Annotated in this window: 24 protein-coding genes; 11 read left to right on the forward strand and 13 right to left on the reverse strand. The window is 73.1% G+C overall.

Translation table 11 applies throughout. The features are described from left to right. Window positions 1-304 precede the first annotated feature (304 nt). On the forward strand, window positions 305-2,503 hold the full coding sequence (locus H9X71_RS07725; RefSeq protein WP_191146571.1) for an acyltransferase family protein: 2,199 nt from the start codon (window positions 305-307) through the stop codon (window positions 2,501-2,503). Window positions 2,504-2,597: 94 nt separating this feature from the next. Here H9X71_RS07725 and H9X71_RS07730 read toward each other — a convergent pair whose 3' ends face one another. Further along, window positions 2,598-3,602, reverse strand: coding sequence for a GDP-L-fucose synthase family protein (locus H9X71_RS07730; RefSeq protein WP_280527967.1), 1,005 nt, complete (start codon window positions 3,600-3,602; stop codon window positions 2,598-2,600). Further along, window positions 3,599-4,651 carry a GDP-mannose 4,6-dehydratase gene (gmd, locus tag H9X71_RS07735; RefSeq protein ID WP_191146572.1) on the reverse strand — a complete coding sequence of 351 codons (1,053 nt, stop codon included), beginning with the start codon at window positions 4,649-4,651 and terminating at the stop codon, window positions 3,599-3,601. Before gmd ends, H9X71_RS07730 begins: the two co-directional genes overlap by 4 nt. A gap of 221 nt (window positions 4,652-4,872) precedes the next feature. On the opposite strand from gmd, the gene H9X71_RS07740 reads away from it, so the two are divergent. Genes H9X71_RS07740 through H9X71_RS07755 form a run of 4 tightly spaced genes read left to right on the forward strand, consistent with a single transcriptional unit; the run spans window position 4,873 to window position 8,925 of the window. Beyond that, window positions 4,873-6,102, forward strand: coding sequence for a glycosyltransferase family 4 protein (locus tag H9X71_RS07740; protein ID WP_244961507.1), 1,230 nt, complete (start codon window positions 4,873-4,875; stop codon window positions 6,100-6,102). Continuing rightward, entirely contained in the window at window positions 6,099-6,680 is a 582-nt protein-coding gene (locus tag H9X71_RS07745) for an LbetaH domain-containing protein (RefSeq protein ID WP_191146574.1), read from the forward strand. The genes H9X71_RS07740 and H9X71_RS07745 overlap by 4 nt, the downstream gene beginning before the upstream one ends. Further along, entirely contained in the window at window positions 6,677-7,798 is a 1,122-nt protein-coding gene (locus H9X71_RS07750) for a glycosyltransferase (RefSeq protein WP_191146575.1), read from the forward strand. The genes H9X71_RS07745 and H9X71_RS07750 overlap by 4 nt, the downstream gene beginning before the upstream one ends. Beyond that, entirely contained in the window at window positions 7,795-8,925 is a 1,131-nt protein-coding gene (locus H9X71_RS07755) for an acyltransferase family protein (protein WP_191146576.1), read from the forward strand. The genes H9X71_RS07750 and H9X71_RS07755 overlap by 4 nt, the downstream gene beginning before the upstream one ends. Window positions 8,926-9,066: 141 nt before the next feature. Here the strand turns inward: H9X71_RS07755 and H9X71_RS07760 are convergent, their stop codons facing one another. Continuing rightward, window positions 9,067-10,167 carry a glycosyltransferase gene (locus tag H9X71_RS07760; protein ID WP_191146577.1) on the reverse strand — a complete coding sequence of 367 codons (1,101 nt, stop codon included), beginning with the start codon at window positions 10,165-10,167 and terminating at the stop codon, window positions 9,067-9,069. A 363-nt stretch (window positions 10,168-10,530) separates the two neighbouring features. Further along, entirely contained in the window at window positions 10,531-11,634 is a 1,104-nt protein-coding gene (locus H9X71_RS07765) for a glycosyltransferase (protein ID WP_191146578.1), read from the reverse strand. A gap of 488 nt (window positions 11,635-12,122) precedes the next feature. Between H9X71_RS07765 and H9X71_RS07770 the strand changes: the two genes are divergently transcribed. From H9X71_RS07770 to H9X71_RS07780, 3 genes are read left to right on the forward strand one after another with little or no spacing between them, the layout of a single operon-like run. Continuing rightward, window positions 12,123-13,217, forward strand: a complete 1,095-nt coding sequence (locus H9X71_RS07770; RefSeq protein ID WP_191146579.1) for a glycosyltransferase family protein — start codon at window positions 12,123-12,125, stop codon at window positions 13,215-13,217. Further along, on the forward strand, window positions 13,214-14,434 hold the full coding sequence (locus H9X71_RS07775; RefSeq protein ID WP_191146580.1) for an oligosaccharide flippase family protein: 1,221 nt from the start codon (window positions 13,214-13,216) through the stop codon (window positions 14,432-14,434). The genes H9X71_RS07770 and H9X71_RS07775 overlap by 4 nt, the downstream gene beginning before the upstream one ends. Beyond that, complete coding sequence (locus tag H9X71_RS07780; protein ID WP_191146581.1) at window positions 14,431-15,450, forward strand: glycosyltransferase family 4 protein; 1,020 nt, start codon at window positions 14,431-14,433, stop codon at window positions 15,448-15,450. The genes H9X71_RS07775 and H9X71_RS07780 overlap by 4 nt, the downstream gene beginning before the upstream one ends. A 138-nt stretch (window positions 15,451-15,588) precedes the next feature. Here the strand turns inward: H9X71_RS07780 and H9X71_RS07785 are convergent, their stop codons facing one another. The 4 genes from H9X71_RS07785 to H9X71_RS07800 all read right to left on the reverse strand — a co-directional run bounded on the left by H9X71_RS07785 (window position 15,589) and on the right by H9X71_RS07800 (window position 19,314). Beyond that, window positions 15,589-16,896: an O-antigen ligase family protein gene (locus H9X71_RS07785; protein WP_191146582.1), complete on the reverse strand. Its 1,308-nt coding sequence runs from the start codon at window positions 16,894-16,896 to the stop codon at window positions 15,589-15,591. 106 nt (window positions 16,897-17,002) lie between these two features. Next, the gene (locus tag H9X71_RS07790) at window positions 17,003-18,475 is read right to left on the reverse strand and encodes a sugar transferase (protein ID WP_244961509.1); all 1,473 of its coding nucleotides are present in this window, start codon (window positions 18,473-18,475) and stop codon (window positions 17,003-17,005) included. A 231-nt stretch (window positions 18,476-18,706) separates the two neighbouring features. Further along, complete coding sequence (locus H9X71_RS07795; protein ID WP_191146584.1) at window positions 18,707-18,994, reverse strand: hypothetical protein; 288 nt, start codon at window positions 18,992-18,994, stop codon at window positions 18,707-18,709. Window positions 18,995-19,110: 116 nt separating this feature from the next. Next, window positions 19,111-19,314 carry a cold-shock protein gene (locus H9X71_RS07800; protein ID WP_012038298.1) on the reverse strand — a complete coding sequence of 68 codons (204 nt, stop codon included), beginning with the start codon at window positions 19,312-19,314 and terminating at the stop codon, window positions 19,111-19,113. A gap of 245 nt (window positions 19,315-19,559) precedes the next feature. Here H9X71_RS07800 and H9X71_RS07805 point away from each other — a divergent pair, with 245 nt between their 5' ends. Next, window positions 19,560-21,230 (forward strand): bifunctional 3'-5' exonuclease/DNA polymerase, encoded by a 1,671-nt coding sequence (locus tag H9X71_RS07805; RefSeq protein ID WP_191146585.1) that lies wholly within the window; start codon window positions 19,560-19,562, stop codon window positions 21,228-21,230. 63 nt (window positions 21,231-21,293) lie between these two features. Here the strand turns inward: H9X71_RS07805 and H9X71_RS07810 are convergent, their stop codons facing one another. Continuing rightward, on the reverse strand, window positions 21,294-21,482 hold the full coding sequence (locus H9X71_RS07810) for a hypothetical protein (protein ID WP_191146586.1): 189 nt from the start codon (window positions 21,480-21,482) through the stop codon (window positions 21,294-21,296). 106 nt (window positions 21,483-21,588) lie between these two features. Here H9X71_RS07810 and H9X71_RS07815 point away from each other — a divergent pair, with 106 nt between their 5' ends. Next, window positions 21,589-22,443, forward strand: a complete 855-nt coding sequence (locus tag H9X71_RS07815; protein WP_191146587.1) for a DUF1684 domain-containing protein — start codon at window positions 21,589-21,591, stop codon at window positions 22,441-22,443. A 3-nt stretch (window positions 22,444-22,446) separates the two neighbouring features. On the opposite strand, the gene H9X71_RS07820 is transcribed toward H9X71_RS07815, so the two are convergent. Further along, window positions 22,447-23,046, reverse strand: coding sequence for a PadR family transcriptional regulator (locus tag H9X71_RS07820; RefSeq protein ID WP_191146588.1), 600 nt, complete (start codon window positions 23,044-23,046; stop codon window positions 22,447-22,449). Between the two features lie 263 nt (window positions 23,047-23,309). Here H9X71_RS07820 and H9X71_RS07825 point away from each other — a divergent pair, with 263 nt between their 5' ends. Continuing rightward, window positions 23,310-23,828: a DUF3145 domain-containing protein gene (locus H9X71_RS07825; protein ID WP_191146589.1), complete on the forward strand. Its 519-nt coding sequence runs from the start codon at window positions 23,310-23,312 to the stop codon at window positions 23,826-23,828. Between the two features lie 93 nt (window positions 23,829-23,921). Here H9X71_RS07825 and H9X71_RS07830 read toward each other — a convergent pair whose 3' ends face one another. From H9X71_RS07830 to H9X71_RS07840, 3 genes are all read right to left on the reverse strand, one after another. Further along, window positions 23,922-25,163 (reverse strand): beta-ketoacyl-[acyl-carrier-protein] synthase family protein, encoded by a 1,242-nt coding sequence (locus H9X71_RS07830; protein ID WP_191146590.1) that lies wholly within the window; start codon window positions 25,161-25,163, stop codon window positions 23,922-23,924. Between the two features lie 82 nt (window positions 25,164-25,245). Next, a complete protein-coding gene (locus H9X71_RS07835; protein WP_012038305.1) occupies window positions 25,246-25,494 on the reverse strand; it encodes an acyl carrier protein in 249 nt (82 codons plus the stop codon). A gap of 53 nt (window positions 25,495-25,547) precedes the next feature. Further along, window positions 25,548-26,561, reverse strand: a complete 1,014-nt coding sequence (locus H9X71_RS07840) for a beta-ketoacyl-ACP synthase III (RefSeq protein WP_191146591.1) — start codon at window positions 26,559-26,561, stop codon at window positions 25,548-25,550. Between the last annotated feature and the right edge of the window lie 19 nt (window positions 26,562-26,580).

The raw sequence follows: 26,580 nt of genomic DNA on the forward strand, positions 1-26,580 counted from the left end.
TCCGTCGGTCATGGGTTCAAGTCCCATCCGCCCTACTCCTTTTCCCCCTCCTCCCGCGTCGCGGTCCCCGTGCGGATCCCGCGGCGACGCCGCGCGCGGCATCCCCCTCGGACTGGGGTGCGCGCCGGGCATACCACGGCGCCGCCGGCACCGCCATCGGGATGTCCGCTGGATTACCATGGGCGGAGAAATCTCCCGGTCGCGGGGCCCTGCGGGTGCCGTCGACCGCAGCCGGCCGCCCGTCGCCGGCCGCCCCTGCCGCGCCGTGCGCACGCGCGCGCACCGCCGCCCACCCGAGGACACGATGACCAGCACCCGCTCACGCAGCAGCCGACAGCCCACCACGGTCGCGCCCGAGGGCTCCCGCACGAGCTCGTTCCGCGGCGACATCCAGGGGCTGCGCGCGCTCGCGGTTGTCGCGGTGATCCTCGACCACCTGCTGGCCTGGCCGTCCGGCGGCTTCCTCGGCGTCGACGTCTTCTTCGTGATCTCGGGCTTCATCATCACGTCGCTGCTGCTGCGCCAGCACGACAAGCTGGGCCGGATCTCGTTCGCCGACTTCTACCGCAAGCGCGTGAAGCGCATCCTCCCGGCCTCGACCGCCGTGCTCCTCGTCACGGTCCTCGCGAGCTGGATGGTGTTCCTGTCCGGCCGCGCGTCCGCCATCGCCTGGGACAGCATCGCCGCGTTCTTCTTCGTCGCCAACTGGCGCTTCGCCGCGACCGACACCGACTACTGGGCCGCCGACAGCGCCGTCTCGCCCGTGCAGCACTACTGGTCGCTCGGCGTCGAGGAGCAGTTCTACGTCGTCTGGCCGATCCTCCTCACGCTCGGCCTGGCGCTCTCGCTCCGCTTCCGCGGGCCGGGCCGCTACCGCGGGATCCTCACCGCGATCCTGCTCGTCGTCACGGTCGGCTCCTTCGCATGGGCCATGGCCGACACGGCGGGCGACGCCGCGGTCGCCTACTTCTCGACCCTCTCCCGCGCGTGGGAGCTCGGCATCGGCGCGCTCCTCGCGGTGGCGACGCCGCTGCTGCGCCGCATCCCGGACGCCGCGCGCCCCGTCATCGCCTACGCGGGCCTCGCGGTCATCGCGTACGGCCTGTTCGCGCTCAGCAGCGTGTCGCCCATCCCGGCGCCCGGATCCGCGATCCCGGTCCTCGGCGCCGCGCTCGTGATCGCGGGCGGCACCGGCGGCGCCCAGCGCTTCCTCTGGCCGCTCACGAACCCGGTCTCCCGCTACCTCGGCGACATCTCGTACTCGCTGTACCTGTGGCACTTCCCGGTCATCGTGATCCTCGCCGCCGTCAGCGACACGGCCGGCCTCGGCTACCCGGTCATCGTGCTGGTGCTGACCCTCGGGCTCTCCGTGCTCTCGTACCACGGGCTCGAGGACCCGATCCGCCGCTCGCACTGGCTCGAGCCCGGCGCGGCGGCGCGGCGCAAGAAGAGGCGCGCGCGACGCCGCCCCGGCTTCGGCGCGTCGACGGGCACGAAGGTCGCGGCGCTCGGCACGGCCGCGCTGCTCACGGTCACGTTCATCAGCCTCGCGGTCGTCCGCCAGCAGGAGATCCAGGAGGCGTCGCGCCTCGCCACGGGCCCCGCGGCCACGGAGGGGGAGCAGCAGGATCCCGCCGGCACCGCCGAGCTCGCCGGCGGCGACCTCGGCGCGCTCCAGGGCCAGATCCGCGACGCCCTGTCCGCGACCAGCTGGCCCGCGCTCGACCCCGCCATCGACGGCCTGGAGGAGTCAGCCGTCCCCGTCGAGGACGGCCAGGGCTGCGGCCGCACGGACGTGTCGAACCCGCGATCCTGCTCCTTCGGCGACGCCCGCAAGCCCACGATCATGGTGCTCGGCGACTCGACGGGCATCACGCTCCTGCCGACCGTGCGCCAGCTCTTCGAGGCGACCCACCACATCCGCGGCCTCACGTCCGCCGGCTGCGCTGTCATGGACGTCGAGTGGGAGTTCCCGGACCGGTCGACGAAGGGGAGCTGCCTCGACTTCCGCGACCAGGCGGTCGCGGCGATCCAGGAGGAGGAGCCGGAGATCCTGTTCGTCAGCAACAGCTACGGCCAGGTCCTCAAGCTCGCCTCGAAGGCCACCGGCGACGACGCCGTCGCGGAGTGGTCGGCGGGCGTGCAGAGCACCGTCGGGAAGGTCCGCGACAGCGTCGGCCAGGTGGTGCTCGTCTCGTCGCCGCCCGTCGGGCAGCCGCTGGAGACGTGCGCCACCAAGGTGTCGACCCCGGCCGACTGCCAGTCCTCGATCCCCGGCGCCTGGAAGGTGGGCGACCGCGCCCAGCGGGACGCGGCGACCGCGCTCGGCATCGCGTACCTCGACACGTCGTCGCTGTTCTGCTGGGAGGACGCGTGCCCGTCGTTCGTCGGCAGCACCCCCACGAAGCGCGACAGCGTGCACACGACGCCGCAGTACGCGACGACGATCACGCCGGCGTTCCGGCAGATGCTCGACGAGGCCCTGGCGGCCGTGCCCGCCTGATCCGGCACCCGGTCGCGAGCGGCGGCAGCGCACGGGGACGACGACGGCCGCCGCGCGGATTCGCGGCGGCCGTCGTCGTCAGGGAGAGGCGGGCCTACTCCCGCAGCGTCGTGATGTGCTCGCGGTACCACTCGACCGTGGTGCGCAGGCCCTCGTCGAGGCCGATGGACGAGGTCCAGCCGGCGGCGGCCAGCTTCGACACGTCGAGCAGCTTCTGGGGCGTGCCGTCGGGCTTCGAGGTGTCCCACTCCGTGCGGCCCTCGTAGCCGACCACGTGCGCGATGGTCTCCGCGATCTCGCGGATGGTGACGTCGCTGCCCGTGCCCACGTTGACCTGCTCGGGCCCGTCGTAGTGCTCCATCAGGTGCAGGCAGGCCGCGGCCATGTCGTCGACGTGCAGGAACTCGCGGCGCGGCGTGCCCGTGCCCCAGTTCGTCACCGACTCGGCGCCCGATGCGCGCGCCTCGTCGTAGCGGCGGATGAGCGCCGGCAGCACGTGCGACCCCTGCGGCGAGAAGTTGTCGCCGGGGCCGTAGAGGTTCGTCGGCATCGCCGAGATCCACGGCAGGCCGTACTGGCGCCGCACCGCCTGGATCTGCATGATGCCGGCGATCTTCGCGATCGCGTAGGCGTCGTTGGTCGGCTCGAGGTGCCCGGTGAGCAGGGTGTCCTCGGTGATGGGCTGCGGCGCGAGCTTCGGGTAGATGCACGAGGAGCCGAGGAACAGGAGCCGCTGCACGTCGTGCGCGAGGGCCGCGTCGAGCACGTTGACCTGGATCCGCAGGTTGTCGCTGAGGAAGTCCACGGGGTAGGTGCTGTTCGCGAGGATCCCGCCGACCTTGGCCGCCGCGAGCACCACGTGCACGGGCTTCTCGGCGGCGAAGAACGCGAAGACCGCGTCCCGGTCCTTGAGGTCGAGCTCGGCGGAGGTGCGGCCGATCACGTCGGTGAAGCCCTCGGCCTCGAGCCGGCGGACGATCGCCGAGCCCACGAGCCCGCGGTGCCCGGCGACGTAGATGCGCGCGGAGCGGTCGAGCGGCGCCGGCTCGAAGGCCACGGCGTCGCGCTCGTCGGACGCCGGGGCGGACGCCGCCGTCACGCCTGGACCGCGGTCGGCTCGGCCGTGCCCCAGCTCGCGAGGCGCACGGTGTCGATCCACGGGCTGCCCTCGGCGGCCAGCGCGGCGATGTCGGCGTCGACCATGATGCGGGCGAGCATCGTGGTGTCGACGGTAGCCTCCCAGCCGAGCTTCTCTCGGGCCTTCGAGGCGTCGCCGACGAGCGCGTCGACCTCGGTGGGGCGGAGGTAGCGCGGGTCGAAGCGCACGTGCTCGGACCAGTCGAGCCCGGCGTGCGAGAACGCGGTCTCGAGGAAGTCGCGCACGGTGAAGTTCCCGCCGGTGGCGAGGACGAAGTCGTCGGGCTCGTCGGCCTGCAGCATGCGCCACATGCCCTCGACGTACTCGGCGGCGTAGCCCCAGTCGCGGATGCTGTCGAGGTTGCCGAGGTAGACGTGGTCCTGCTTGCCGGCCTGGATGGCGGCGACCGCGCGCGTGATCTTGCGCGTGACGAAGGTCTCGCCGCGGCGGGGGGACTCGTGGTTGAAGAGGATGCCGTTCACCGCGTACATGTCGTACGCCTCGCGGTAGTTCTTCGTGATCCAGAAGCTGTAGAGCTTGGCGGCGCCGTAGGGCGAGCGCGGGTAGAAGGGCGTGGTCTCGTTCTGCGGCGGGGGAGTGGCCCCGTACAGCTCGCTCGAGGAGGCCTGGTAGAAGCGCGTGTCGATGCCGGAGAGGCGCACGGCCTCGAGCAGGCGGATCGTGCCGGTGCCCGTCGTGTCGGCGGTGTGCTCGGGCTCGTCGAAGGAGACGCGCACGTGCGACTGGGCGGCGAGGTTGTAGACCTCGTCGGGCTGGATCTGCATCATCAGCGTGGTGAGGCGCGAGCCGTCGCTCAGGTCGCCGTAGTGCAGGAACAGCTTCGCGCCCTGCTCGTGCGGGTCCTGGTACAGGTGGTCGATGCGCGACGTGTTGAACGTCGACGAGCGGCGGATGAGGCCGTGGACCTCGTACCCCTTGCCGAGCAGCAGCTCGGCGAGGTACGAGCCGTCCTGGCCCGTGATGCCCGTGATGAAGGCCTTCTTGGCCATGGATCCCCCCAGATTCTCATGCGATGTCGACGACGCGGGGCAGTGGCCCGGCGCGACCGTCCGCACGAATCTAACGCGAGCGGGGCGTCGCACGGCAATCGGGGTACGCCGCCGCGCGGGGCGTTAACGACATGGAAACGTCGAGGCACCAGAATGGCCCCATGGGGGAATCACGTACGACCGACGCTGCGCGCACGCAGGCGGCGCCGGATCTGGGGGGCTTGACCGTCTGCCTGATCGGCATCAACTACTGGCCGGAGACCACGGGCATCGCCCCGTACACGACCGCGATGGCCGAGGCGCTCACGGACGCCGGGGCGTCGGTGCACGTCATCACCGGCATCCCGCACTACCCGCAGTGGAAGCTGCAGGACGAGGCGTACGCCCGGGGCCGGCGCTGGGAGGAGATGCGCGACGGCGTCCGCATCACCCGCGTCCGCCACTCCATCCCGGAGACCCCCGACCTCGCGGGCCGCGCGAAGCTCGAGGCGAGCTTCCTGGCCGGGGCCCTGCGCGAGGTGCGCCGTGACACGAGCGACATCGTCATCGCGGTCACGCCGTCGCTGGCCGGCCTCGCCGCCGGCGCGCTCGGCCACGGCCGCCGTCCGCTGGGCGTGCTCGTGCAGGACCTCACCGGCAACGCGGCCGGCGAGTCCGGCACCACGGGCGGCCGCGCGTCACGGCTCATCGCCTCGGGGGAGTACGCGCTGCTCCGCCGCGCCGACCGCATCGGCGTCATCACCCCGCGCTTCGGCGACCTGCTCATCGCGCAGGGCCTGCCCGACGAGGCGATGGTGGCGCTGCCGAACTTCACCCACATCACGCCCGTGGACGTCTCCGCCGCCGCCGCCCGGGCGCGGCTGGGCTGGACGCGCGACGCGTTCACCGTGGTCCACACCGGCAACATGGGCATGAAGCAGGGGCTCGACTCGGTCGTCGAGGCGGCCCGCCTGTCCGACATCCGCGACCTCGGCATCGAGTTCGTCCTCGTCGGGGACGGCAACCAGCGCGTCGCGCTCGAGGCGCAGGCCGCGGGGATCCGCTCGATCCGCTTCGTGCCGCCGCTCGACGGCGACGACTACCCGTACGCGCTGGCCGCGGCCGACGCGCTCCTCCTCAACGAGAAGCCCGGCGTGCGCGAGATGAGCATGCCGTCGAAGCTCACCTCCTACACGAGCAGCAAGCGCCCCATCATCGCGGCCGTCGAGGACGGCGGCATCACGGAGAGCGTGGTGCGGGAGCACGGCGCGGCGGCGATCATCCCGCCGGGCGACCCGGAGCGGCTCCTGCAGGCGGCCCAGGACCTGCGCTGCGACGTCGAGGGCGCCGCGGTCCTCACCACGGCGGCGCAGCGCATGTTCCAGAACCGCTACTCGCCCGTCAGCGCGCACGCCCGCTACGTGCGGTTCGCGCAGTCGCTCGCCGCGCTCCGCGCCGGGGTCCCCGCGTGACGGCGGCGCACGACGCGTCGACCGACGTCCCCGTGATCGACCTGTCCCGCGCGCCCGGCGAACGCCAGGCGTGGGATCGCCCGAAGCGCACGGTCTACCTCTGGGCCGCCGTGGAGCTCCTGCTCGTCACCAACCCGTGGCAGATCAGCTCGTCGCTCCGCGTGCGGGCCCTCCGCGCGTTCGGCGCCGAGATCGGCGAGGGCGTGGTCTTCCGGCCGCGCACGCGCGTCAAGTTCCCGTGGAAGCTGCGCATCGGCGACCGCTCCTGGATCGGCGAGGGCGTCTGGTTCCACAACCAGGACCTCATCACGGTCGGCCACGACGTCGTGCTCTCGCAAGAGACCATGCTCACCACCGGCAGCCATGCGCACCGGCGGGACATGGCGCTCCTCACACGCCCGATCGTGATCGAGCCCGGGGCGTGGATCACCTCCCGGTGCCTCGTGCTCGGCGGCGCCCACGTCGGCCGGTCGGCGCTCGCGCGCCCGATGACCGTGGTCGCGGGCGACGTGCCCGCCGACGCGATCGTGTCCGGCCCGGATTGCGCGCTCGTCGGGTCGCGCTTCCGCGCATCGTGACGCGTCCGCTGCGCATCGCGCACGTCCTGCCGTACGTCTCCGCGGACGGCGCCTTCGGCGGACCCGTCGCCGTCGCGGTCGAGCAGTGCCGCGAGCTCGCGCGCCAGGGGCACCACGTGGTGCTCATCGCGGGCTGGGACGGCGACGTCGACCTCCGCGTCGAGGGCGTCGACGTCCGGCTGTTCCGCGCGCGCCCGATCCCGGGCCTCGGCTTCAGCGGCATGCTCTCGCCCGCCTTGGCGCGTGCGCTCCGCCGGCACGTGCGCGAGTTCGACGTGGTCCACCTCCACCTGGGCCGGCACCTCATCGCGCTCTCGGCTGCGGACGTCTGCCGGCGAGCGGGGGTGCCGTACGTGGTGCAGACGCACGGCATGGTCATCCCCGACCAGCGCGCCCGCTCGCGGGTCCTCGACGCCGTCGCGGTCCGTCGCCTGCTGGCCGGGGCACGTGCCGTGCTCGCGCTGACCGACGCGGAGGAGCGGGCCCTGCACGACGTCTCCCGGGGTGGCGCGCACGTCTCCCGCATCCGCAACGGGGTGGCCCCGGTCTCGATCGCCCGGCCGCGGGATCCCGAGGCTGACCCCGAGGTGCTCTTCCTCGCGCGGCTGCACCCGCGCAAGCGCGTGCTCGCGTTCGCCGAGATGGCGGCCCTGCTGCACGGGCGGGGCGTCCGGGCGCGCTACGCGGTCATCGGTCCCGACGAGGGCGACCTCCCGGCCCTCACGGCCTTCATCGCCGCCCATCCCGGGCTCCCTCTCGCGCACGAGGGCAGCATCGCCCCCGGCGCGTCCACCGCGCGGCTCGCGGCGGCGGACGTCTACGTCCTGCCGAGCGTCCGCGAGGTGTTCCCCATGACGGTGCTCGAGTCGATGTCGGTAGGGACCCCCGTGGTCCTGACGGAGGACTGCGGCCTTGCCGACGAGCTCGACGCCGCGGGCGCCGCGCTGGTCACCGACGGCTCGGCCCCGTCCCTCGCCGACGCGGTGTCCTCGATCCTCTCCGACGACGCGACGTGCGACGGGCTCCTCGACGGCATGCGTGCCGCCCTCACGGGATCGTTCGGTATCGAGCGCGTGACGGACGACCTGATGGCGATCTATTCCGCGGAGCGACGATGAGCGCCCCCGGCGCGGGGATGGGCGCCGTCGTCGCCGCTCCCGCCGCCCCGCCGCGTCTGCACCGGCTCACGAGCCTCCGCTTCATCGCGGCGCTCGTGGTCTTCGGGTTCCACGGTCTCGTGTTCTTCGACGAACCGACCCGGCAGGCCCTCGGCTACCTGCTGGGGCAGGGACGGAGCGGGGTGACGTTCTTCTTCGTCCTCAGCGGCTTCCTGCTCGCGTGGTCCGCCCGGCCGGGGGATCGCGCCCTCCCCTTCTACCGGCGGCGCTTCGCGCGCATCTACCCGGCGTACCTGGCCTCGCTGCTCTTCGCGGCCGGCCTCTGGGCGATCCTCGACCCGGCTGCGCTGCGCCGCGGGATCCTCACCCCGTTCCTCCTGCAGGCGTGGATGCCGACCTCGGACTCCTACTTCGCGATCAACGTCCCGGCGTGGTCGCTGTCCGTCGAGGCCTTCTTCTACCTCGCGTTCCCGCTCATCATCCTCGGCCTCCGCCGGCTCGGGACACGGGGGCTCACGGCCACGCTGCTGGTGATGGTGGGCCTGTCCGTCGTCCTGGCCGCCGTCGTCTCGACCCGGGTCGCCCCGACGGAACTCGACCAGGACTCCGTCTGGATCTGGCTCGCGTACTACTTCCCGCCGTCGCGCCTGCCCGAGTTCGTGGTCGGCATGATCCTCGGCGTGCTGTGCAAGCGAGGTGCCCTCCCGGCCGTCGGCTGGAGGACGGCCATCGCCGTCGCCGCCGTCGCCTACCTCGCGGTCGGGGTGTGGCCCTCGACCTACGGCGTGTCCGCGCTGGTGGTCCTGCCCTTCGGGCTGCTCATCGTCGCGGCAGCGCAGCGCGACGTCGCCCGCACGCCGGGCGTCCTGCGCGGTCGGCTGCCCGTCCGGCTGGGAGAGGCGTCCTACTGCTTCTACCTGCTCCACCACATCTTCATCGTCCGGCTCGCGCAGCCGGGCATCCGGGACCTGGGGCTCGACGGCATCCCGGCGTTCGCGCTCGCCCTCGCCCTCGCACTGGTCGCGTCGTACCTCGTGCACCGGTTCGTCGAGGTGCCCTTCGAGCGACGCCTCCGGGGCCGGGGGAGGAGCCCCCTCGCCTCGAAGGAGACGGCGCTGCAGCCCTGAGGTGGGCCCCGCCTCCTCAGGGGGCGGCGGGGCGGCGGGCTCGGGATCGACGGCCGGTCCGTGAGCTGGGTCCGGGGATGCTGAACGGCCTCGCGTCGGTCCAGACTCCGGGCGACGGCGCGTCGGAGGACCCGGCCCGCGTCAGTCCCGCGCGGCGAGCTCGGGCAGCATCGCCTCGAGGAACGTGGCGGCGAAGGCCGCGGGCGTGCGCGTGAGGATCTCCGGGGCGTCGATGCGCTCCGCCGGGACCGCCGCGAGGATCCCCCGGCGCAGCCCCTCGACGGACACGTCAGTCGTGGAGACGCCGCGCATGCCGCGCACGGACGGGGTGACGCCGGCGTGCTCGCCGACGAGCACGGCCATGCCCGCCGCCAGCGCCTCGTTGACCGTCAGGCCCCAGACCTCCTGCAGGGCGGGGTGCACGAGGACATCGTGGCCGGCGAAGCAGCCCGGCAGGTCGGACGACGCGACGTACCCGAGGAAGGAGACGCGCTCCGCGAGGCCGAGCCGTCCCGCCAGGGCCTCCAGCGACGCCCGCTCCGGGCCCGTGCCGACGACCGTCAGGGTGCAGTCGGCGAGCTCGGGCGCGGCCAGCGCCTCGATGAGGCTCGCGACGTTCTTGCGGGGGATGAGCTGGCCGACGCACAGCAGGCGGTGCCCGGCCGCGGACGTCGACGCGTCCGCCGTCCGCCGCGCCGCCAGGGTGCGCGCGTGGATCCCCTCGACGTCGACGGCGTTGAAACCCACGCGGATGCGCGCGGGATCGATGCCCTCCGCGACGAGCGCGTCGCGCGCGGCGACCCCCGGCACGACGGTCTCGTCCATGCTCGCGAAGAACGCGCGCCGGACGCGCGCGACGGGACCCCCGTGGTGCTGCTGCGAGAGCCGGTGCGACTCGTAGAAGCCCACGCGCCGCACTCCGGCGAGCTTCGCCGACCACGACGCCACCCAGTAGGCGGGGGAGTCCCACCCGCCGAGGAGGATCGCGTCCTTCCCGCGCAGCGACGACGGCCGGATCCACCCCGTCACGTAGTGCCGGGCCTCGCCCCGGTGGACGACGCGGTTCGGGAGGAACCGCGTCGCGTAGGGGGATCCGCGGTCGCCGGTGGTCCAGTCCTCGCCGCGGTTGTTGTCGTCGCGACGCAGGCGCTCGTCGCTCTCGAGGAGCCAGACCTCGAGGTCGGCCTCCCGCGCGATCGCGTCCCACACCGGGACGCGGTACGGCGGAGCGAGGTTCGTCATCCAGACGATCGACGGTCGGCGCGCGGTGACCTGCTGCCGTGCCGCGCCCCTCCTGAGGAACGCGAAGCGCCGACGCGACGGACGGCGAGCGGCGCCGTCGGCGGGGTGGCGGACGCCGGACCCCGGCTCGACCTCGGCGTCAGCGGGCGCGGAGCCGGCCGTCGGGCCGTCCGCGGTGGGTGGTACACGGACTCGGGCGTCGTGCTGCTCCACTGGTCTCCCTGGTCGAGGACCTCGGGCAGGTCCTGCGTCGTCCGCGGCGGCCATCGGCGCGCGGTGCTCGCAGCTTAGGGGTGCGGGCGCGCGGACGGGGGCCGCGTCCCCCCACCTGGGGGAGCGGCGCGGGCGGCGCGTCGGCCGGCGCTAGGCCGGCCCCATGGCGTCCAGGATCGTGGCGCTGATGGTGTGCGCCGCCGCCTCGATGGTCGGATGGTCGGCGGCGGGCGCGTCGGCCCGCTCGCGGTCGGCCATCCAGGCTCGGGCGTACGCCTCGGGCGTCGGCGTCACCTCGACGACGTCGACGCCGGGTCGCAGGTACTCGAACTCGGGGGCGTGCGCGGCCCCCGTCGTCGTGACGACCCGCAGGCCCATGACGAGCGCGTCCACCGCGACGAGCCCGACCCGACCCGGGTTCAGGAGCGAGTGCGACATCGCGGCGGCGGGGGCGAAGTCCTGCGGACCCGACTGCCCCAGGACCACGACGCGCCGCGTCTCCCGAGCAAGCTCCTCCACCAGCCCGCGGGACTCCCCGTCGCCCGCGACGACGAGCCACTGCGACGGATCCTCCGCGAACACCAGGCGCGCGGCCTCCACCAGGAGGTCGACGGCCTTGAACCGGTTCAGGGCGCCCAGGAAGAGGGAGACGCGCGCGTCAGCCGGGATGCCGTGACGCGCGCGGAACGCGGCCTCGTCCGCCGGAGCGACCTCGGCCATCGCCCGCTGGAGGCGCGAGGTGTCGGTGGAGTTCCGGAACGCCGCCACCTGGTCCTCCCGCAGCCGCGTGGACGCGAGCACGTGACGCCGACCCGTCTCCGTGTAGGTGAGGGCCCTCGTCGCCGAGGAGTTCAGGAGGTTCTCCGCCGCGTCGGCGAGCGGCGACTGGGTCGTCGTCGCGGAGATGCCGTGCCCGAGGGTGACGAACGGCTGCCGCAGGCCGGCGCGCAGCCACGCGTTGAGGTTGGTGCCCTGCATCTCGGTCACGAGCAGCACCCGTCGCCCGCGCCAGGTGCGCGGGAGGCGCCGGAAGACGAACTTCGGGATGGAGCGGACGGGCCGGACGGTCAGCGCGGAGACGCGACTGGCCCATCGCGGTTCGATGCCGTCGCCCCGCGCGGCGACGTCCCGTTCCTGGTCCCGGTCGCCGCCGTAGAAGATCCGGCACTCGACGTCGGCCTCCCGCAGCTCGTCGATGACCAGCGACCAGAGGCGCTCCCGGTAGCCCGGTATGTACGGCTGCGTGACGGCCACGCGGCGGTCCACACGGCGCTCCCGCCCGTGCTCCCGCTGTCCGGCCCTTCTGACATGACGATCCCCCATCGTCTCTCCCCCTTCGACGATCGGGGATGCCAGGCACAGCCGCCCACCGGCGTCAGCATGCGCGCGGTGCGGCGGAAGTCGTGCTCGTCATCGTGCGATGACACCCCCGTCAGACGAGCGTAGTACGAAGCAGGCACGCTGCTCGGCGCCCACGGCACCCGTCGCGCGGACGTCGGGCCGACCGGATGCGGTCCGGCATACTGGTGGCGACACGGGGCACGTCCCCGAGGTCGACGTCAGGAGGGGACGGAGTCGCATGGGGGAACGGGGACGTCCGGTGCTGCCGACGGGACGCGGATCGGGCATGCCGGCACCAGCCGCCGGGACCCGGAGCACGGGGACGACACAGCCGGGACGCGCGTGCTGACCGCACCGTGCACCGCCTCGCCCGCCCCGATCCCCGCCGTCGGATCCCGCGCATGAGCGCCGAGCGACCGCATCCCGCCACCGCCGCGGGCCCGGCGCCCGTGCTGATCCTCGAGGGGAACGGCGACGGGCACCGCTTCTACTTCGTGCGGCTCCTCGCCGACGCGATCCTGGCCGATGGAGGTCGGGCCGTGCTGGTCACGAGGCCCGGCGAGATGGACGGCGCGCACGCCGCCGAGTTCCTCCGCGACCTCCCGTCGGGCTTCACCGTCGTCGAGGTCCCCGACGCGGACGTCGCCACGGCGTCGCGCGTCGCCCGGGAGACGGGGGCGCGACGCATCGTCATCCCCGACGGGGACCGCCACCTCGTCGACCTCGTCACCCGCCGGGGAGCCGACCTGCCGCACGTCACCGCGCTCATCATGCGGGAGCCCGACCTGCGTCGCCAGGCCGTCCGGTCGTCGGCCCGCCAGTGGGCGAAGCGCGCGACCATGACCCTCGCGGGCCTCCGCCGGTCCACCACCGTCACCGTCCTCAAGTCCTCGGTGTGGGCGGGCCGATCCCGCTTCCCCGTCGCCCAGGATCCCGTGACGCTCGCGGCCGGTCCGAACGACGTCGTCGCCCTCCGTGCGCGCTGGGGCCTCGACGCGGACCGCCGGTGGTTCGCCGTCGTCGGCGCCATCTCGGCGCGCAAGAACCTGCCGCTGGTGGCGGCGGCGTTCGCGCGCGTCGCCGGCCCGGGCATGGGCCTGCTCGTCGGCGGTGCCGTCTTCGACGACCAGCTCGCCGAGGCCGGACCCCACCTCGCGGAGGCGCGTCGCCGTGGTGCGGGCGTGGTGATCGTCGACCGCATGCTCGAGGACGTGGAGCTCGACGCCGCCATCGCCGCGGTGGACTGCGTGGTCCTCGCGCACTCCAACGAGGGCCCGAGCGGCATCTTCGGCAAGGCCGTCATGTCCGGCACGCGGCTGATCGCCTCCGGGGCGGCGAGCCTGCGGGGCGACGCTCACGCCGTGCCGACGCACGCCGTCTGGACGCCCCTGTCCGCCGACGCGATGGCGCGGGCGATGGAGGAGGCCGCCGCGGCCGACCGCCCCGCCGCCGTGTCGGACATGGGCACCGCGCGCTTCACCTCGGCCCTGCTGTGACGGCGGCCGCGCCCGCGTCGTCCGGCGGGCTCGGCCGGCAGGCCACCTTCCTCGCCGCGTCCACCGCGGTCGCCCAGATCCTCACGGCCCTGATCTACCTGTTCGCCGCCCGGGTCAGCGGCCCGACCGCGTTCGGCCAGGTGGTCACGGCGATCGCCATCGCCACGAGCGCGGTGGGCGTCCTCGACTTCGGCACCAACTCGCTCTGGATCCGGGAGACGGCCAAGGGGGCGCTGACCACCCACGACCTGGCCCGTCGCGCCCTGGCCAAGATCCTCATCGCGCTCGTCGTCTTCTCCGTCGGCGGCGCCGTCCTCCACGCGGTCGCCCCGAACCCGTGGCTGTGGACCGCCGCACCCATCGGCATGTTCCTGCTCGTGTCGCAGACCGCGCAGGTCCCGCTCCGCGCGCACTCCCGCATCGGCGTCGTCGCTCTCTCACTCATCGTGGATCGCCTGGTCGGGATGGTGGTGCTGTTCGCCGGGATGCTCCTCGGCGCGGACGGCGCCGCCTCGCTCTGGCTGGCCCTCGTCTGCGGCTCCATCGGCGGCACCCTCCTCCTCGTGTCGCAGATGCCCGGCCGCCGCCGCCTCCTGGTCGCCCCGGAGCTCGGCCACCTCCCGTGGCGCGGCTCGGGCTACTACGGGCTCAGCTCCATGGCCGCGACCTCCCAGGTCCTCGACGTCGCCATCATGTCGGCGGTGGCCGGTCCGGCGGCGGCCGGCATCTACGGAGCGGTCAACCGGTGGACGCAGCCCATGGGGCTGGCCGTGTCGGCCTTCGCGGCCGCGGCCGTCCCGGTCGTCGCCCGCGCGCAGTCCTGGAGCGCCGCGTGGCCGCAGGTCAAGCGGGCCCTGTGGCTCCCGGCCGCCGCACTGGCCGCGTGCGTGGTCGTGATCATCGGCGCCCCGACGTTCGTCGACATCCTGGTGGGGGACGCATACGCGGAGTCCGCGACGGTCCTCCGCGTCCTGGCCTTCGGCACGCTCTTCGCCATCGTCAACCAGCCCGTCGCCGTCTTCCTGCAGAGCCTCGGGCGGGACAGGGCCGTCTCGTTCGTCACCCTCGGCCTCGTCGCCGTCCAGCTGGCGCTCGTCGCAGTCCTCGCCTCCGTCTACGGATCCGTCGGCGCCGCGTTCGCCTTCCTCGTGGCGCAGGCGCTCATGCTCCTGTTGCTGCTCATGCTCACCCGGACCGGCAGGAGAGGCCGTCGATGAAGATCCTGCAGCTGCTGCTCCGCCCCCAGATCGGCGGCGCCGAGACCCTGGTGGCCGGTCTCGCGACCGAGTGGCGCCGGATGGGGCACGACAGCGAGCTGGCCTACCTCGATCCCGAAGGGGAGCCCACGGGGAGGCTGGCACGCGGACGACGGCTGCACCGGACGATCCGCGCGATCGCACCCGACCTCGTCGTCTCCCACTCCGCCCTCCCGAACCTCTACTCGAGCCTCGTGACGCCGCGTCGCACCCCGCTCCTGTCCGTGCTGCACAGCGCCACCGACGACTTCGCCTCCTCCCTGCTGCGGACGGCGGAGGCTCCAAGCCGTCGCCGGGGGAGGACCGTCATCGCGGTGAGTCGGAAGCAGGTGGACGAGTACGTGGCGCACTTCCCGCGGAGGCCACGCCCCGTCCTCATCCCCAACGGCATCAGCGACGACCTGCCGCGGAAGGCCGGCGCCCCGTCGCGGCCCGTCCGCGTGATCACGATGGCGCGCGTGGCGGGTCAGAAGGAGCCGGAGCTGTGGCTCGACGTGGTCGAGCGCCTCTCCTCGCTGGATCCCGCCCTCGAGTTCTCGTGGGCCGGTCCCGTCCTCGACTCGGACCCGCGCATCGCCCGGTTCCGCTCGGACGCCCGGACGCGGGGGTTCGCGCATCTCCTCACCGGCCCGTCGGCGGACGTGGGCGCCGACCTCGCCGCCGCGGACATCTGCTTCCACCCGTCGAGCAGGGAGGCGCACAGCATCGGCGTCCTCGAGGCGGCGGCGGTCGGTCTCCCCGTCGTCTGCAGCGAGGACGTGGCGGCCACGCTGCAGTCCTACGTCCCCGCCGCGACGTTCGCCTCGGGGGACCCGTCGTCCGCCGTCGCCGCCGTCCGGGCCGTGGTCGACGACTACCCGGCCGTCCTCGGCGCGGCACAGGGGACCGCCGAGCGCGTCCGGGCCGAGTTCAGCATCTCGGCGACCGCGATCGCGTACCTCCGGGTCGCGGGGGTGGACGGCCGCTCCACGTCGTAGGGGCGGCAGGTCACCTGGCGCGACAGCGGGAGATCGGCCGCCTCATATCGTCGACGGTCACGCGCCGCGGAGAGGCGAGGCAGGGTCGGGGGACGGCCCGGCCCTCCGGCGCACAGCGGGAGGGGGAGCGCCCGCCCGCTACCCCGTGTGCGCGGGAGCAGCCGTGGCCACAGCCGGCGACCTCGGGCCGGGGGACGACGACCGCACATCCGCCCGTCCGCGCTCGTCCGTCGGCAGCTCCACCAGGGACCCGCTCCGCGCGTTGAACAGCACGAACACCAGGGGCAGGAGGGCCGGGACCAGGTAGAGCCGCCCCGGTGCGCTCGTGACCTCCGTCATGCCGGCCGCCAGCCACACCACCGCCATCCCGAGCGCGATGATCCGCGCCTCGGGATCGGTCCGTCGGGCGCACAGGATGATTGCTCCGACGAGGGCCAGCGCGCCCAGCAGTCCGGTGGACACGAGCACCTCCAGCGCGAGGTTGTGCGCGCTGTAGTTGGCGGTGAGAGCCGTCGTGATGGGCTGCCGGACCCAGTACGTGGATCCCACGCCGAGCAGGGGGTTCTGCTGGATGAGCTCCTGCGCCTTCAGCCAGAGGACGCCGCGGTAGGTGAACGCGTCCGGCTGCCACGTCGTGACCGCCACCGCGCCCACGAGGAGCGCCGTGGTGATCGTGAGCGCTGCCATGAGGCGCGTCCGCACCTGGATGCGCATCCTCGTCGTCGTGCGGATGAGGAGCGCCGCGACGAGGGCCAGGGACCACATGATGAGGGCGGAGCGGCTGCTGCAGAGGTCGACGAGCAGCCCGGACGCGACGACCGCGATGAGCGCCCATGCCGTCTTCCGCGCGGTCAGGATGATGGGGAAGGAGAGGATCGCGATCGCCACGCCGAGCGCGTTGCCGGATCCCAGCTCCCCGAGCTGCTGACCCCAGAGGGAGCACTTGTCGAGGCGGCATGCGCCCACGATCGATCCCACCGCGCCGTAGAGCGCGATCATGACGGCCATCGCCTTGAGCGAGTGCACCAGTCCGAGCAGGACGAGCCGGACGTCCACGGGCTGGCGATCGACCGCCAGAGCGGGGAGGAAGGCGAAGGCCGCGATGAACGGCGTCAGGGACAGCTCGCCCGCCGCGAACGCCATGGGGATGCACAGCAGGAGGAGGAGGAGCAGGTGACCCCCGTAGACCTTCCCCCGGCTGAGGCTCCGAGCACCGATGACGGCACCCGCGACGAGCATGGGCACGAAGCGCGCGATGGACAGCAGCTCGTTGGCACCGCCGGCGCTGTCCTGCGAGAGCTCGGTGACGCGCAGGATCCCCGTGAGGCCGAACCCGGAGACGACCCACAGGTAGTACGGCGACCGCCAGGCCTCGCGGAAGCGCGGACCCGCCGTCGGCAGGAGCACGAGCAGGACGGCCGAGACCAGGAGGACGAGCTGCGCCATCAGAGGATGCCCCCCGGGAGTCCGAGGACTACGAGGACGCCGAGGTCGCCCATGGGGTCTGCTCCGGTCGCTCCCGTTCCCCGCCGCCGGTCACCACGTGCGCCCATCAATACGCCCCCTCACGCCGCAGCACGGCACGTGCCGTCTTCCACAGGATCACGAGATCCCCCACGATCGACCAGTTCTCCACGTAGTAGAGGTCGAGCCGCACGCTGTCCTCCCACGAGAGGTTCGACCGGCCGCTGACCTGCCAGAGGCCCGTGATGCCCGGCTTCACGAGGAAGCGGCGGTGCACCTTGGTCTCGTACGACTCGACCTCACGGGCGAGCGGCGGGCGTGGGCCCACGAGCGACATCGACCCGTTCAGCACGTTCACCAGCTGCATCAGCTCGTCGAGGCTGTAGCGCCGGAGGAACCGGCCGACCGGCGTCACGCGCGGGTCGTCCTTCATCTTGAACAGCACCGAGTTGCCAGCGTCCCGGGACTGCTTCTCGAGCTCGAGGAGCCGCGCCTCGGCGTCGGTCACCATGGTGCGGAACTTGAGCATGAGGAACGGTCGCCCGTTGATGCCCACTCGCTCCTGCCGGAACAGCACGGGGCCCGGCGTGCTCAGCCGGATCGTCATGGCGATCGCGAGGAGCAGGGGAGAGGAGAGGACCAGGATCAGGGCGCTCGCGAGGATGTCGAAGGCGCGCTTCGCGAAGAGCTTGGTGCCCTCGTAGCGCGGCGTCTCGACGTGGATGAGGGGGAGGCCGGCCACCGGACGCGTGTGGATCCGCGGCCCGCCGATGTCGGTGAGGCTCGGCGCGACGACCAGGTGCTGGCGTCCGGGCTCGAGCGACCAGCTCAGCTCCCGGATCCGCTCGGCCGAGAGCTCGTCGTTGCTGGCGATGACGATGGTGTCGGCGTCGACGGCGCGCATGGCGGCCTGGAGGTCGTCGAGCTTGCCGAGGACGGGGATGCCGGTTCCCGGCAGCGTGGCCGCGATGACGCCGGATGGGATGCACGCGCCCACCACGAGGTAGCCGGCGTACGGCTGGCGCGCGAGCTCGCGGGCGAGGAAGCCGGTGGACGCCTCGGATCCGATGAGCAGGACGCGGGAGGAGTAGCGGCCCTTGGTGCGCTGGACGTTGAGCCACTGCCGCCACATCCAGCGACTGAGCACGAGGGTCACGAGGCCGAGCGGCAGGGCGATGATGATGTAGCCGCGCGCGAACTCGATGCGGCCGAGGAACGCGACGATGGCGACGAGGCCGAACAGGCGGACGGTCGCGCTGAGGATGAGCCGGTACTCCTGGGGGCCGGTCCCGAGCACGCGGTAGCTGCGCGTGCCGTAGAGGCCGAGGGCGAGCATCCAGCTGGCGATGATGATGATCGAGATGAGCGAGTAGCTCACGGTCACGCCCTCGATGTCGCCGTTGAAGGCGACGTCCGAGGTCGAGACCCCGAACCAGGCGATCTGCACGCCGAACACGACCCAGATGAGCACGAGCAGGTCGGTGATGACGAGCCCGAAGGCGTAGGTGCGGCGCCACTCGTGCGCCTTGGCGTGGCTGAGCTCGGTCTCCGGCCCCGACATCACGCCGGACGGCTCGGCGTTCCGGCCTCGCGTGCGTGCCCGCGGAGCGGCTGCGGTCCGTGCGTCGTCGTGCGTCGCCTGCTGTTCGATCATCGTCCCCCCAAGCCGATGGTGCGTCCCCCAGAGTCACCGTCGGCTCTCGGTCATGAGACTACAGGCGATCCCGCCGATCCCCGTCGGCCCGGCCTTCGAGGCGCCGCGGGACACCGGCAGCGGACAGCCGCGGGGGAGTCAGATGCGGGTCCAGGCGCCGCCGTCGCGACGGGTGACGGTCGCGCGCTCCACGTCGACGAGCTGCGCGGTGCGGGCGCGCACGGCTCCGGCGATCCGCTCGGCGGCGGGATCGTCCTCCGCGGTGAAGCGCACGGTGAGACGCGGCTCGCCGCGGACGACCTGGAGGTCGTTCGCCTCGAGCGTCGCGACGCGGGCGGCCTCGGCGGCGGCCGCCGGCAGGACCTCCGCGGGCTCGGCGCCGGGTCGGAGCGCGCCGACGGTCATGGTGATGCGGTAGGAGGGCACGGTCGATGGTCTCGCATCGCGGGCCCTGCGTTAACTGGAGAACGGCCCCGACCACATGGTCGGAGCCGTTCTCGGAAGCTCAGCGTGCGTCGCTCACCAGTGGTGAGCGGGTGGCGTTAGAGCGGGCGGATGTTCTCAGCCTGGGGACCCTTGGGGCCCTGGGCGACCTCGAACTCGACCTTCTGGTTCTCGTCGAGCGACTTGTAGCCGCCCGTCGCGATCGCGGAGTAGTGAGCGAACACATCCGCGGTTCCGTTGTCGGGAGCGATGAAGCCGAAGCCCTTTTCAGCGTTGAACCACTTGACGGTGCCTGTTGCCATGACGAAATTTCCTTCAAAAGAGATGCATCGATCCCGGGACCCGGGACCGCGGGTCGGAAGCCCCTCGTGATCTCCCGGCGGACCGGGTGGATCGTGAGGACCTGACGACTTGTGAGCAACCCTAGCGGGTGGGAGCCGCATCTTGGGGGATGCCAGCACATTCGCATCCGGCATTTCCTCCGATGACGCCCTGTGGGGGGATCGCGACGGCAGGGCGCGTCGGAGGGTGGGGCGATGATGGGGGAGTGCACATCCTGGTCGCGAGGACGCCCGAGGGCGTGCGGCTCGTCGACCTCGATGCCGCCGGACGCGTCACGGCGGAGCGGGTCGTCGCCTCCGCGGACTGGCCGGCGGTCGCCGCCGAGCGTGAGCGCGCGGATCCGTCCCCGCGCTGGGTGTGGGACGACACGTCCGCCTGGGCCCGCACGCTGCTGCCCGCCGGCGTCCGCGTCGCGCGCTGCCACGACCTCCGGCTCTGCCACGCCATCCTGCGGCTCTCCGTCCAGAGCTCCGGCAGCACGCTCGCCCGCGCGCCGCTCGGCCCTTGGGACACCGGCCGGCCGGCGGAGCGCGAGCCGTCCGCGGCCGCGACGCTCTTCGACGACCTCGACGCGCCGGAGGGCCGGTCGACGGAGGAGCTGGTCGCCGAGCTGCGGCTCCAGCTCGAGGCCGTCGCGGGCAGCACGGAGCCCGGACGCCTCCGCCTGCTGCTCGCCGCGGAGTCCGCGGGTGCGCTCGTCGCCGCCGAGATGTCCGCCGACGGGCTGCCCTGGGACACCGCCGTCCACGACGCGCTCCTCGTCGACGCGCTCGGCGGCCGCCCGGCGCACGGCGGCGCGCCGCCTGCCCTCGTCCGGCTGGCCGCGCGGATCCGCGAGCTCCTGCACGCGCCCGACCTCAACGTGGACAGCCCGCCGGAGGTCCTGCGCGCGCTCCGACGCGCCGGCATCGACGCGGCGAGCACCCGGCAGTGGGAGCTGCAGGAGATCGACCACCCGGTCATCCCGCCGCTGCTCGAGCACAAGAAGCTGTCGCGGCTGCTGACCGCGAACGGCTGGACGTGGATGGAGACGTGGATCCGCGACGGCCGCTTCCATCCCGAGTACGTCCCGGGCGGCGTCGTCACGGGGCGGTGGGCGGCGAGCGGCGGCGGGGCGCTGCAGCTCCCGCGCCAGATCCGGTCGGCCGTGCGGGCGGACCCCGGCTGGCGGCTCGTGGTCGCGGACGCCGCGCAGCTCGAGCCGCGCGTCCTCGCCGCGCTGGCCGAGGACCGCGCCATGGCGGATGCCGGTCGCGGCACCGACCTCTACCAGGGGCTCGTCGACGCGGGCGTCGTGGACACCCGCGCGCACGCGAAGGTGGCGATGCTCGGCGCCATGTACGGCGCTACCTCCGGGGAGAGCGGCCGGCTCATGCCCCGGCTCGTCCGGGCGTACCCGAAGGCGACAGGCTACGTCGAGCTGGCGGCGCGCACGGGGGAGAGCGGCGGGGTCGTCAGCACGCGCCTCGGACGCTCCTCGCCGCCGCCCGGCGACGCCTGGCGCGACGTCCAGCAGAGCGGACGGGCGGGCGAGGCGTCGGCGGCCGACGCCGCGCGTGCCCGCACCGCCGCGCGCGACCAGGGGCGGTTCACCCGCAACTTCGTGGTGCAGGGCAGCGCCGCCGAGTGGGCCCTCTGCTGGCTCGCGGGGCTCCGTCGCCGGCTCGCCGCGATGGAGCGCCCGGGATCGCGGCCGCACCTCGTCTTCTTCCTGCACGACGAGGTGATGGTGCACGCACCGGATGACCGCGTGGACGAGGTCCGGACGGCGGTCGCGGACGCGGCCGCGGAGGCCGGGCGCCTGCTGTTCGGCGACGCCCCGGTCGACTTCCCCGTCACGATCGCGGTGGTCGACGACTACGCCCAGGCCAAGTGACCCGAGCCCGGACGCGACGCCCGGCCCCCGAGGGGGCCGGGCGTCGCACGGTCGTGGGGAGGATCAGCCGCCGGAGCCGACGTCGCCCTCGTGGTCGTCGCCCTCGCTCGTGTTGCTGCCGGAGCCGTCGGGCGCGGACTCGTCGGAGCCGCTCTCCGTCGTGATCGAGGAGGAGGACGACTCGGCGTGCTCCTCGGTGTGGGTCGTCGTGCCGTCGTCGTCGGTCGAGGTGCTCTCGTGATCTGTGCTCATGGTCCGACCGTACGCTCGCCGTCCCCGCCACGGAACCCCGCCGGGCGGAGGACACGCGCGCGGCGGCCGACTTGGCCGCGGCCCCGTGGGCGGCGAGGATGGGGGGATGACCGATCCCGCCGCGTCCGCCCCCTCCGCTCCCACCGATCCGGCTGAGGTGCTCGCCCTCTACCGCTCCCGCCGCGAGCAGATGGTGGTCATGCCGCAGGGCAACCTGGCGCTCGTCAACACGCAGTGGCTCGCCCACGACGCGGCGCCGCAGCCCGTGCACGGCATCGCGGGCACCTGGTCGCCCCTCGAACCCGGCGTCTCCGGCCTCCGGGTGCAGGCGTCGGCCGCCGACGGGATCCGCGTGGACGGGGTCCTCGTCGACGGCGAGGCCATCGTGCGCGGCCGTGACGACCCGAACCCGTCCGCGGTCGTCGCGAGCGACACCGTGTCCGCCTTCGTCATCGCGGACGAGGACGGCATGTACGCGTTGCGCGTCTGGGACGCGCAGTCCGACGCGATCCGCGACTTCGGCGGGATCGACGCGTTCCCGTACTCCGAGGAGTGGGTGGTCGAGGCCGACTTCACCCCCATCGAGGGCGGCCGGGCCATGGGCTTCGAGCACCTCAAGGACGACGGCGCCACCAAGGACAAGGTCGTTCCCGGGGAGATCACCTTCACGAAGGACGGCGTCGACTACGAGCTCGCCGCGTTCCGCGAGGGCCGCGCGCTCCTGCTGGTGTTCTCCGACGCGACGAGCGGCGACTCCACCTACGGCGTCGGCCGCTTCCTGATGGTCGCGCCCTCGCCCGACGGCACGATCACCCTCGACTTCAACCGCGCCTACCTGCCGCCGTGCGCGTTCAGCTACAACTTCAACTGCCCGATGCCGCCGAAGCAGAACCGCTTCACCGTGCCCATCGAGGCGGGGGAGAAGAACGTGCTCGCCACGGGCGGCGGCCTGCTCCACTAGGGGTCAGCGCGGCGCGTCCTCGCGGCGTGCCGGTCGTCCGCGGCGCGGCGCCGCGCCGAGCCCGGCGGGCCGCGACCCCCCGGCCCGTGCCGCCCGGATGCGCCGTTCCGCCGCGTCGAGGAAGGCGAGTCGCGCCGCGACCTGCGCCTCCTGCGCCTCGACGGCGAGCAGGCGCTCCAGCTGGACGTCGTCGGCATCCGCCTCCAGATCCTCGCGGAGCCGAGCCAGCGCCGCGGCCTCGTCCTGCGAGCTGGCCCGCTGGATCCGCACCACCTCGCCGGCGTCCGCGCCCGGGAGCGACAGCGCGAGCGCGACCTTGACGAGCAGCTCGTCGCGCCCGCCGACCCCGGCGACCGCGCCTCCGAGCCATGCGGCCACCTCGGCGCTGCCGGCCTCGGTGATCGTGTACGGGACGTGACCCGCCTCGTCGGTCGCGCCCTTGACGACGAGCCCGTCCCGTTCGAGCCGGTCGAGGGTGTTGTAGATCTGGCCGACGTTGAGCGGCACGGCGGTCCCGGTGCGCCGCGAGAACTCGGTGCGGAGCTGGTAGCCGTAGCAGGTGCCCTCGGTCAGGACGGCGAGGAGCGCATGCCGCACCGACATCCCCGCCCCGTCTCCCGGCCCCAACGGGCCGACACCCGCAGCCTAGGCATTCCCGGCATGCATCCCGGGGGGACCCGCCGAGACCGCCGATTCGCCGAACCGACCCGCTGCGGCGCGTCGCGCCCGCGATGTTGCCGACGCACAGGATCACCCGGCATGATGAGACCCGTCGGCGCTCGCGCCGGTCGCACCGGCAGGTGTGGAGCTCGTCCATCGCACGCAGATCGTTGGGGAAGACGCATCTGATCGGATGGAGGAGACCCATGGAAGCACCCGTCGCCAACTCAAGACCGGCTCGAGGAGTGCTCTACGTGCACTCCTCCCCTCGCGCGCTCTGCCCCCATGTCGAATGGGCAGCGGGTCGCGCGCTCGGTCACGCCGTGAACTTCACGTGGAACCCGCAGCCGGTGCTGAAGGGCGCCATGCGCGCGGAGTACTACTGGGAGGGCCCGGAGGGATCCGGCGCCGCCATCGCCAGCGGCCTCCGCGGCTGGGAGCACCTCCGCTACGAGGTCACCGAGGACGCCGGCCCGGGCCGCGACGGCGGAAGGTGGATGCACACGCCCGACCTCGGCGTCTTCTTCGCGCAGACGGACACGGCCGGCAACACGGTCATCCCCGAGGACCGCATCCGCTACGCCCTCGACGTCGCTGGCTCGAACACCCTCGAGCTGCACCGCGAGCTGCGCCTCGCCATGGGGCAGGCGTGGGACGACGAGCTCGAGGCCTTCCGCCACGCGAGCGACTTCAGCCCGGTCGTCTGGCTTCATAAGGTCGGCTGACCCGCTCCGCTCCCCGCGGACGGCTCCTCCCGCTCCGCCCCGCACGACGAGAGGCCCCGACCATCCGGTCGGGGCCTCTCGTCGTGCGTGCGACTAGACGCTGCGGAAGGCGATGACCGCGTTGTGCCCGCCGAAGCCGAACGAGTTGCTGATCGCGAGCAGGTCGCCGTCGCCGAGGGGGCGGGGCGACGTGACCACGTCGAGCGGGATGGCGGGGTCCTGCTCCGTGAGGTTGATGGTCGGGGGAGCGGTGCGCTCCGCCAGGGCCTTCACGGTGAAGACGGCCTCGATGGCGCCGGCGCCGCCGAGCAGGTGGCCGGTCGACGCCTTCGTGGCGCTCACGGGGATCCCGTGAACGGACTCGCCGAAGACGCGCTCGAGCGCCTTGTACTCGGCGATGTCGCCGACGGGCGTGCTCGTCGCGTGCACGTTGATGTGCGACACGTCGGAGCGCGAGTAGCCGGCGCCCTCGATGGTCTGGATCATGGCGCGGGCCGCGGCCGTGCCCTCCGGGTCCGGCGCGGTGATGTGGAAGGCGTCGCTCGTGACCGAGCCGCCGACGAGCTCGGCGTAGATGCGGGCGCCACGGGCCTTGGCGTGCTCCTCGGTCTCCAGGACGAGCGCGGCGCCGCCCTCGCCGAGGACGAAGCCGTCCCGTGCGATGTCGTACGGGCGCGAGGCGCGGGTGGGATCGTCGTTGCGCTTGGAGAGCGCCTGCATCGCGGCGAAGGACGCGATGGGGAGCGGGTGGATCGAGGCCTCGGAGCCGCCGGCGACGATGATGTCGGCCCGGCCTGCCTGGAGGTGCTCGTAGGCGCTGGCGATGGACTCGGTGCTGGAGGCGCAGGCCGACACGACGGTCTGGATGCCGGCGCGGGCGCCGAGGTCCATGCCGACCGCGGCCGCGGGGCCGTTCGGCATGAGCATCGGGACGGTCATGGGGAGGACCCGGCGGGGGCCCTTCTCGCGCAGCGTGTCCCACGCGTCGAGCAGGGTCCACACGCCGCCGATGCCGGTCGCCCAGTCCACGGCGAAGCGCAGCGGGTCGACATCGGGGGAACCCGCGTCGGCCCACGCCTCGCGGGCGGCCGTCAGGGCGAACTGGCTGGAGGGATCGAGGCGCTTGGTCTCGATGCGCTGCATCACCTCGGAGGACGGCACCTTGGCCTGTCCGGCGAACGTGACGGGGATCTCCCACTTCGCGACCCAGTCCTGCTCGAGGGTGCTGATGCCCGACTCGCCGCGGAGGAGCGCCTGCCAGGTGTCCTCGGCCATGCCACCGAGGGGCGACGTGGCGCCGATGCCGGTGACGACGATCTTCTTGGGGGTGGTCATGCGTGGCGTCTCCTCGACGTCAGGGGGAACGGGAGAGGGAGACGGCCGGCCCCGGATGCGGGACCGGCCGTCGTCCGCGCGATCAGGACTGCGCGTTGGTGATGAACGTGACCGCGTCGCCGACGGTCTTGAGGTTCTTGACTTCCTCGTCCGGGATCTTCACGTCGAACTTCTCCTCGGCGTTGACGACGATCGTCATCATCGAGATCGAGTCGATGTCCAGGTCGTCGGTGAACGACTTGTCCATCTCGACGGTGTCGGTGGCGATCCCGGTCTCGTCGTTGACGAGCTCGGCCAGGCCGGCCAGGACTTCTTCGGTGGACAGTGCCATGTGTATCTCCTCGTTGTTCGTGATGACCGGAACAGCTTATGGGGCGGTGGGGCTCAGGGCAGGACGACGACCTGCGCGCCGAAGACGAGCCCGGCGCCGAACCCGATCTGCAGGGCGAGGCCGCCGGAGAGCGACGGGTCCTCCTCGAGCAGGCGGTGGGTGGCGAGCGGGATCGACGCGGCGGACGTGTTGCCGGTGGTCGCGATGTCGCGCGCGATGGCGACGGACTCGGGCAGGCCGAGCTGCTTGGCGAACTCGTCGACGATGCGCATGTTGGCCTGGTGGGGGATGAACGCGGCGAGCTGCTCGGGTGCCACGCCCGCGCGGTCGAGGGCATCCTTGGCGACCTTCACCATCTCCCAGACCGCCCAGCGGAAGACCTTCTGGCCGTCCTGGCGGAGCGTGGGCCACGCGGATCCGTCGCGCATGCTCTTCAGCGTGCCGCTCATGCCGACCGCGTCCCAGTTGGAGCCGTCGGAGCCCCAGACGGTGGGCGAGATGCCGGGGGTGTCGCTCGGGCCGACGATCGCGGCGCCGGCTCCGTCGCCCAGCAGGAACGAGATGGAGCGGTCGGTGGGGTCGACGATGTCGGAGAGCTTCTCCGCGCCGACGACGAGCACGTACTCGGCGAGGCCCGACCGGATGAAGGAGTCGGCCTGCGCGATGCCGTACGTGTAGCCGGCGCACGCGGCCGAGATGTCGTAGGCGGGCGCCGGGTTCGCGCCGATGCGGTCGGCGAGGAGCGCGGCCATCGACGGCGTCTGCACGGTGTTGCTCACGGTGCTGACCAGGACGATGCCGATCTGCTCGGGGCGGATGCCCGCCTTCGCGATGGCCTCGAGCGACGCGGTGGTCGCCAGGTCGACGGCGTCGACGTCGGCGCCCGCGCGCTTCCGGGTGATGATGCCGGTGCGCTGGCGGATCCACTCGTCGGAGGAGTCGATCGGGCCCACGAGGTCGTCGTTCGGCACGTCGAGCTCGCCGCGGGCGGCGCCGAGGCCCCAGATGCGGGTGAAGCGCTCGACCACGGGCGCGGTCTGGATGGTGGGGCGGGGCTGGGCGGTCATGTCTGCCTGTTCGGTGTCG

The organism is Clavibacter zhangzhiyongii (genome assembly GCF_014775655.1).
Classification (GTDB): Bacteria; Actinomycetota; Actinomycetes; order Actinomycetales; family Microbacteriaceae; genus Clavibacter; species Clavibacter zhangzhiyongii.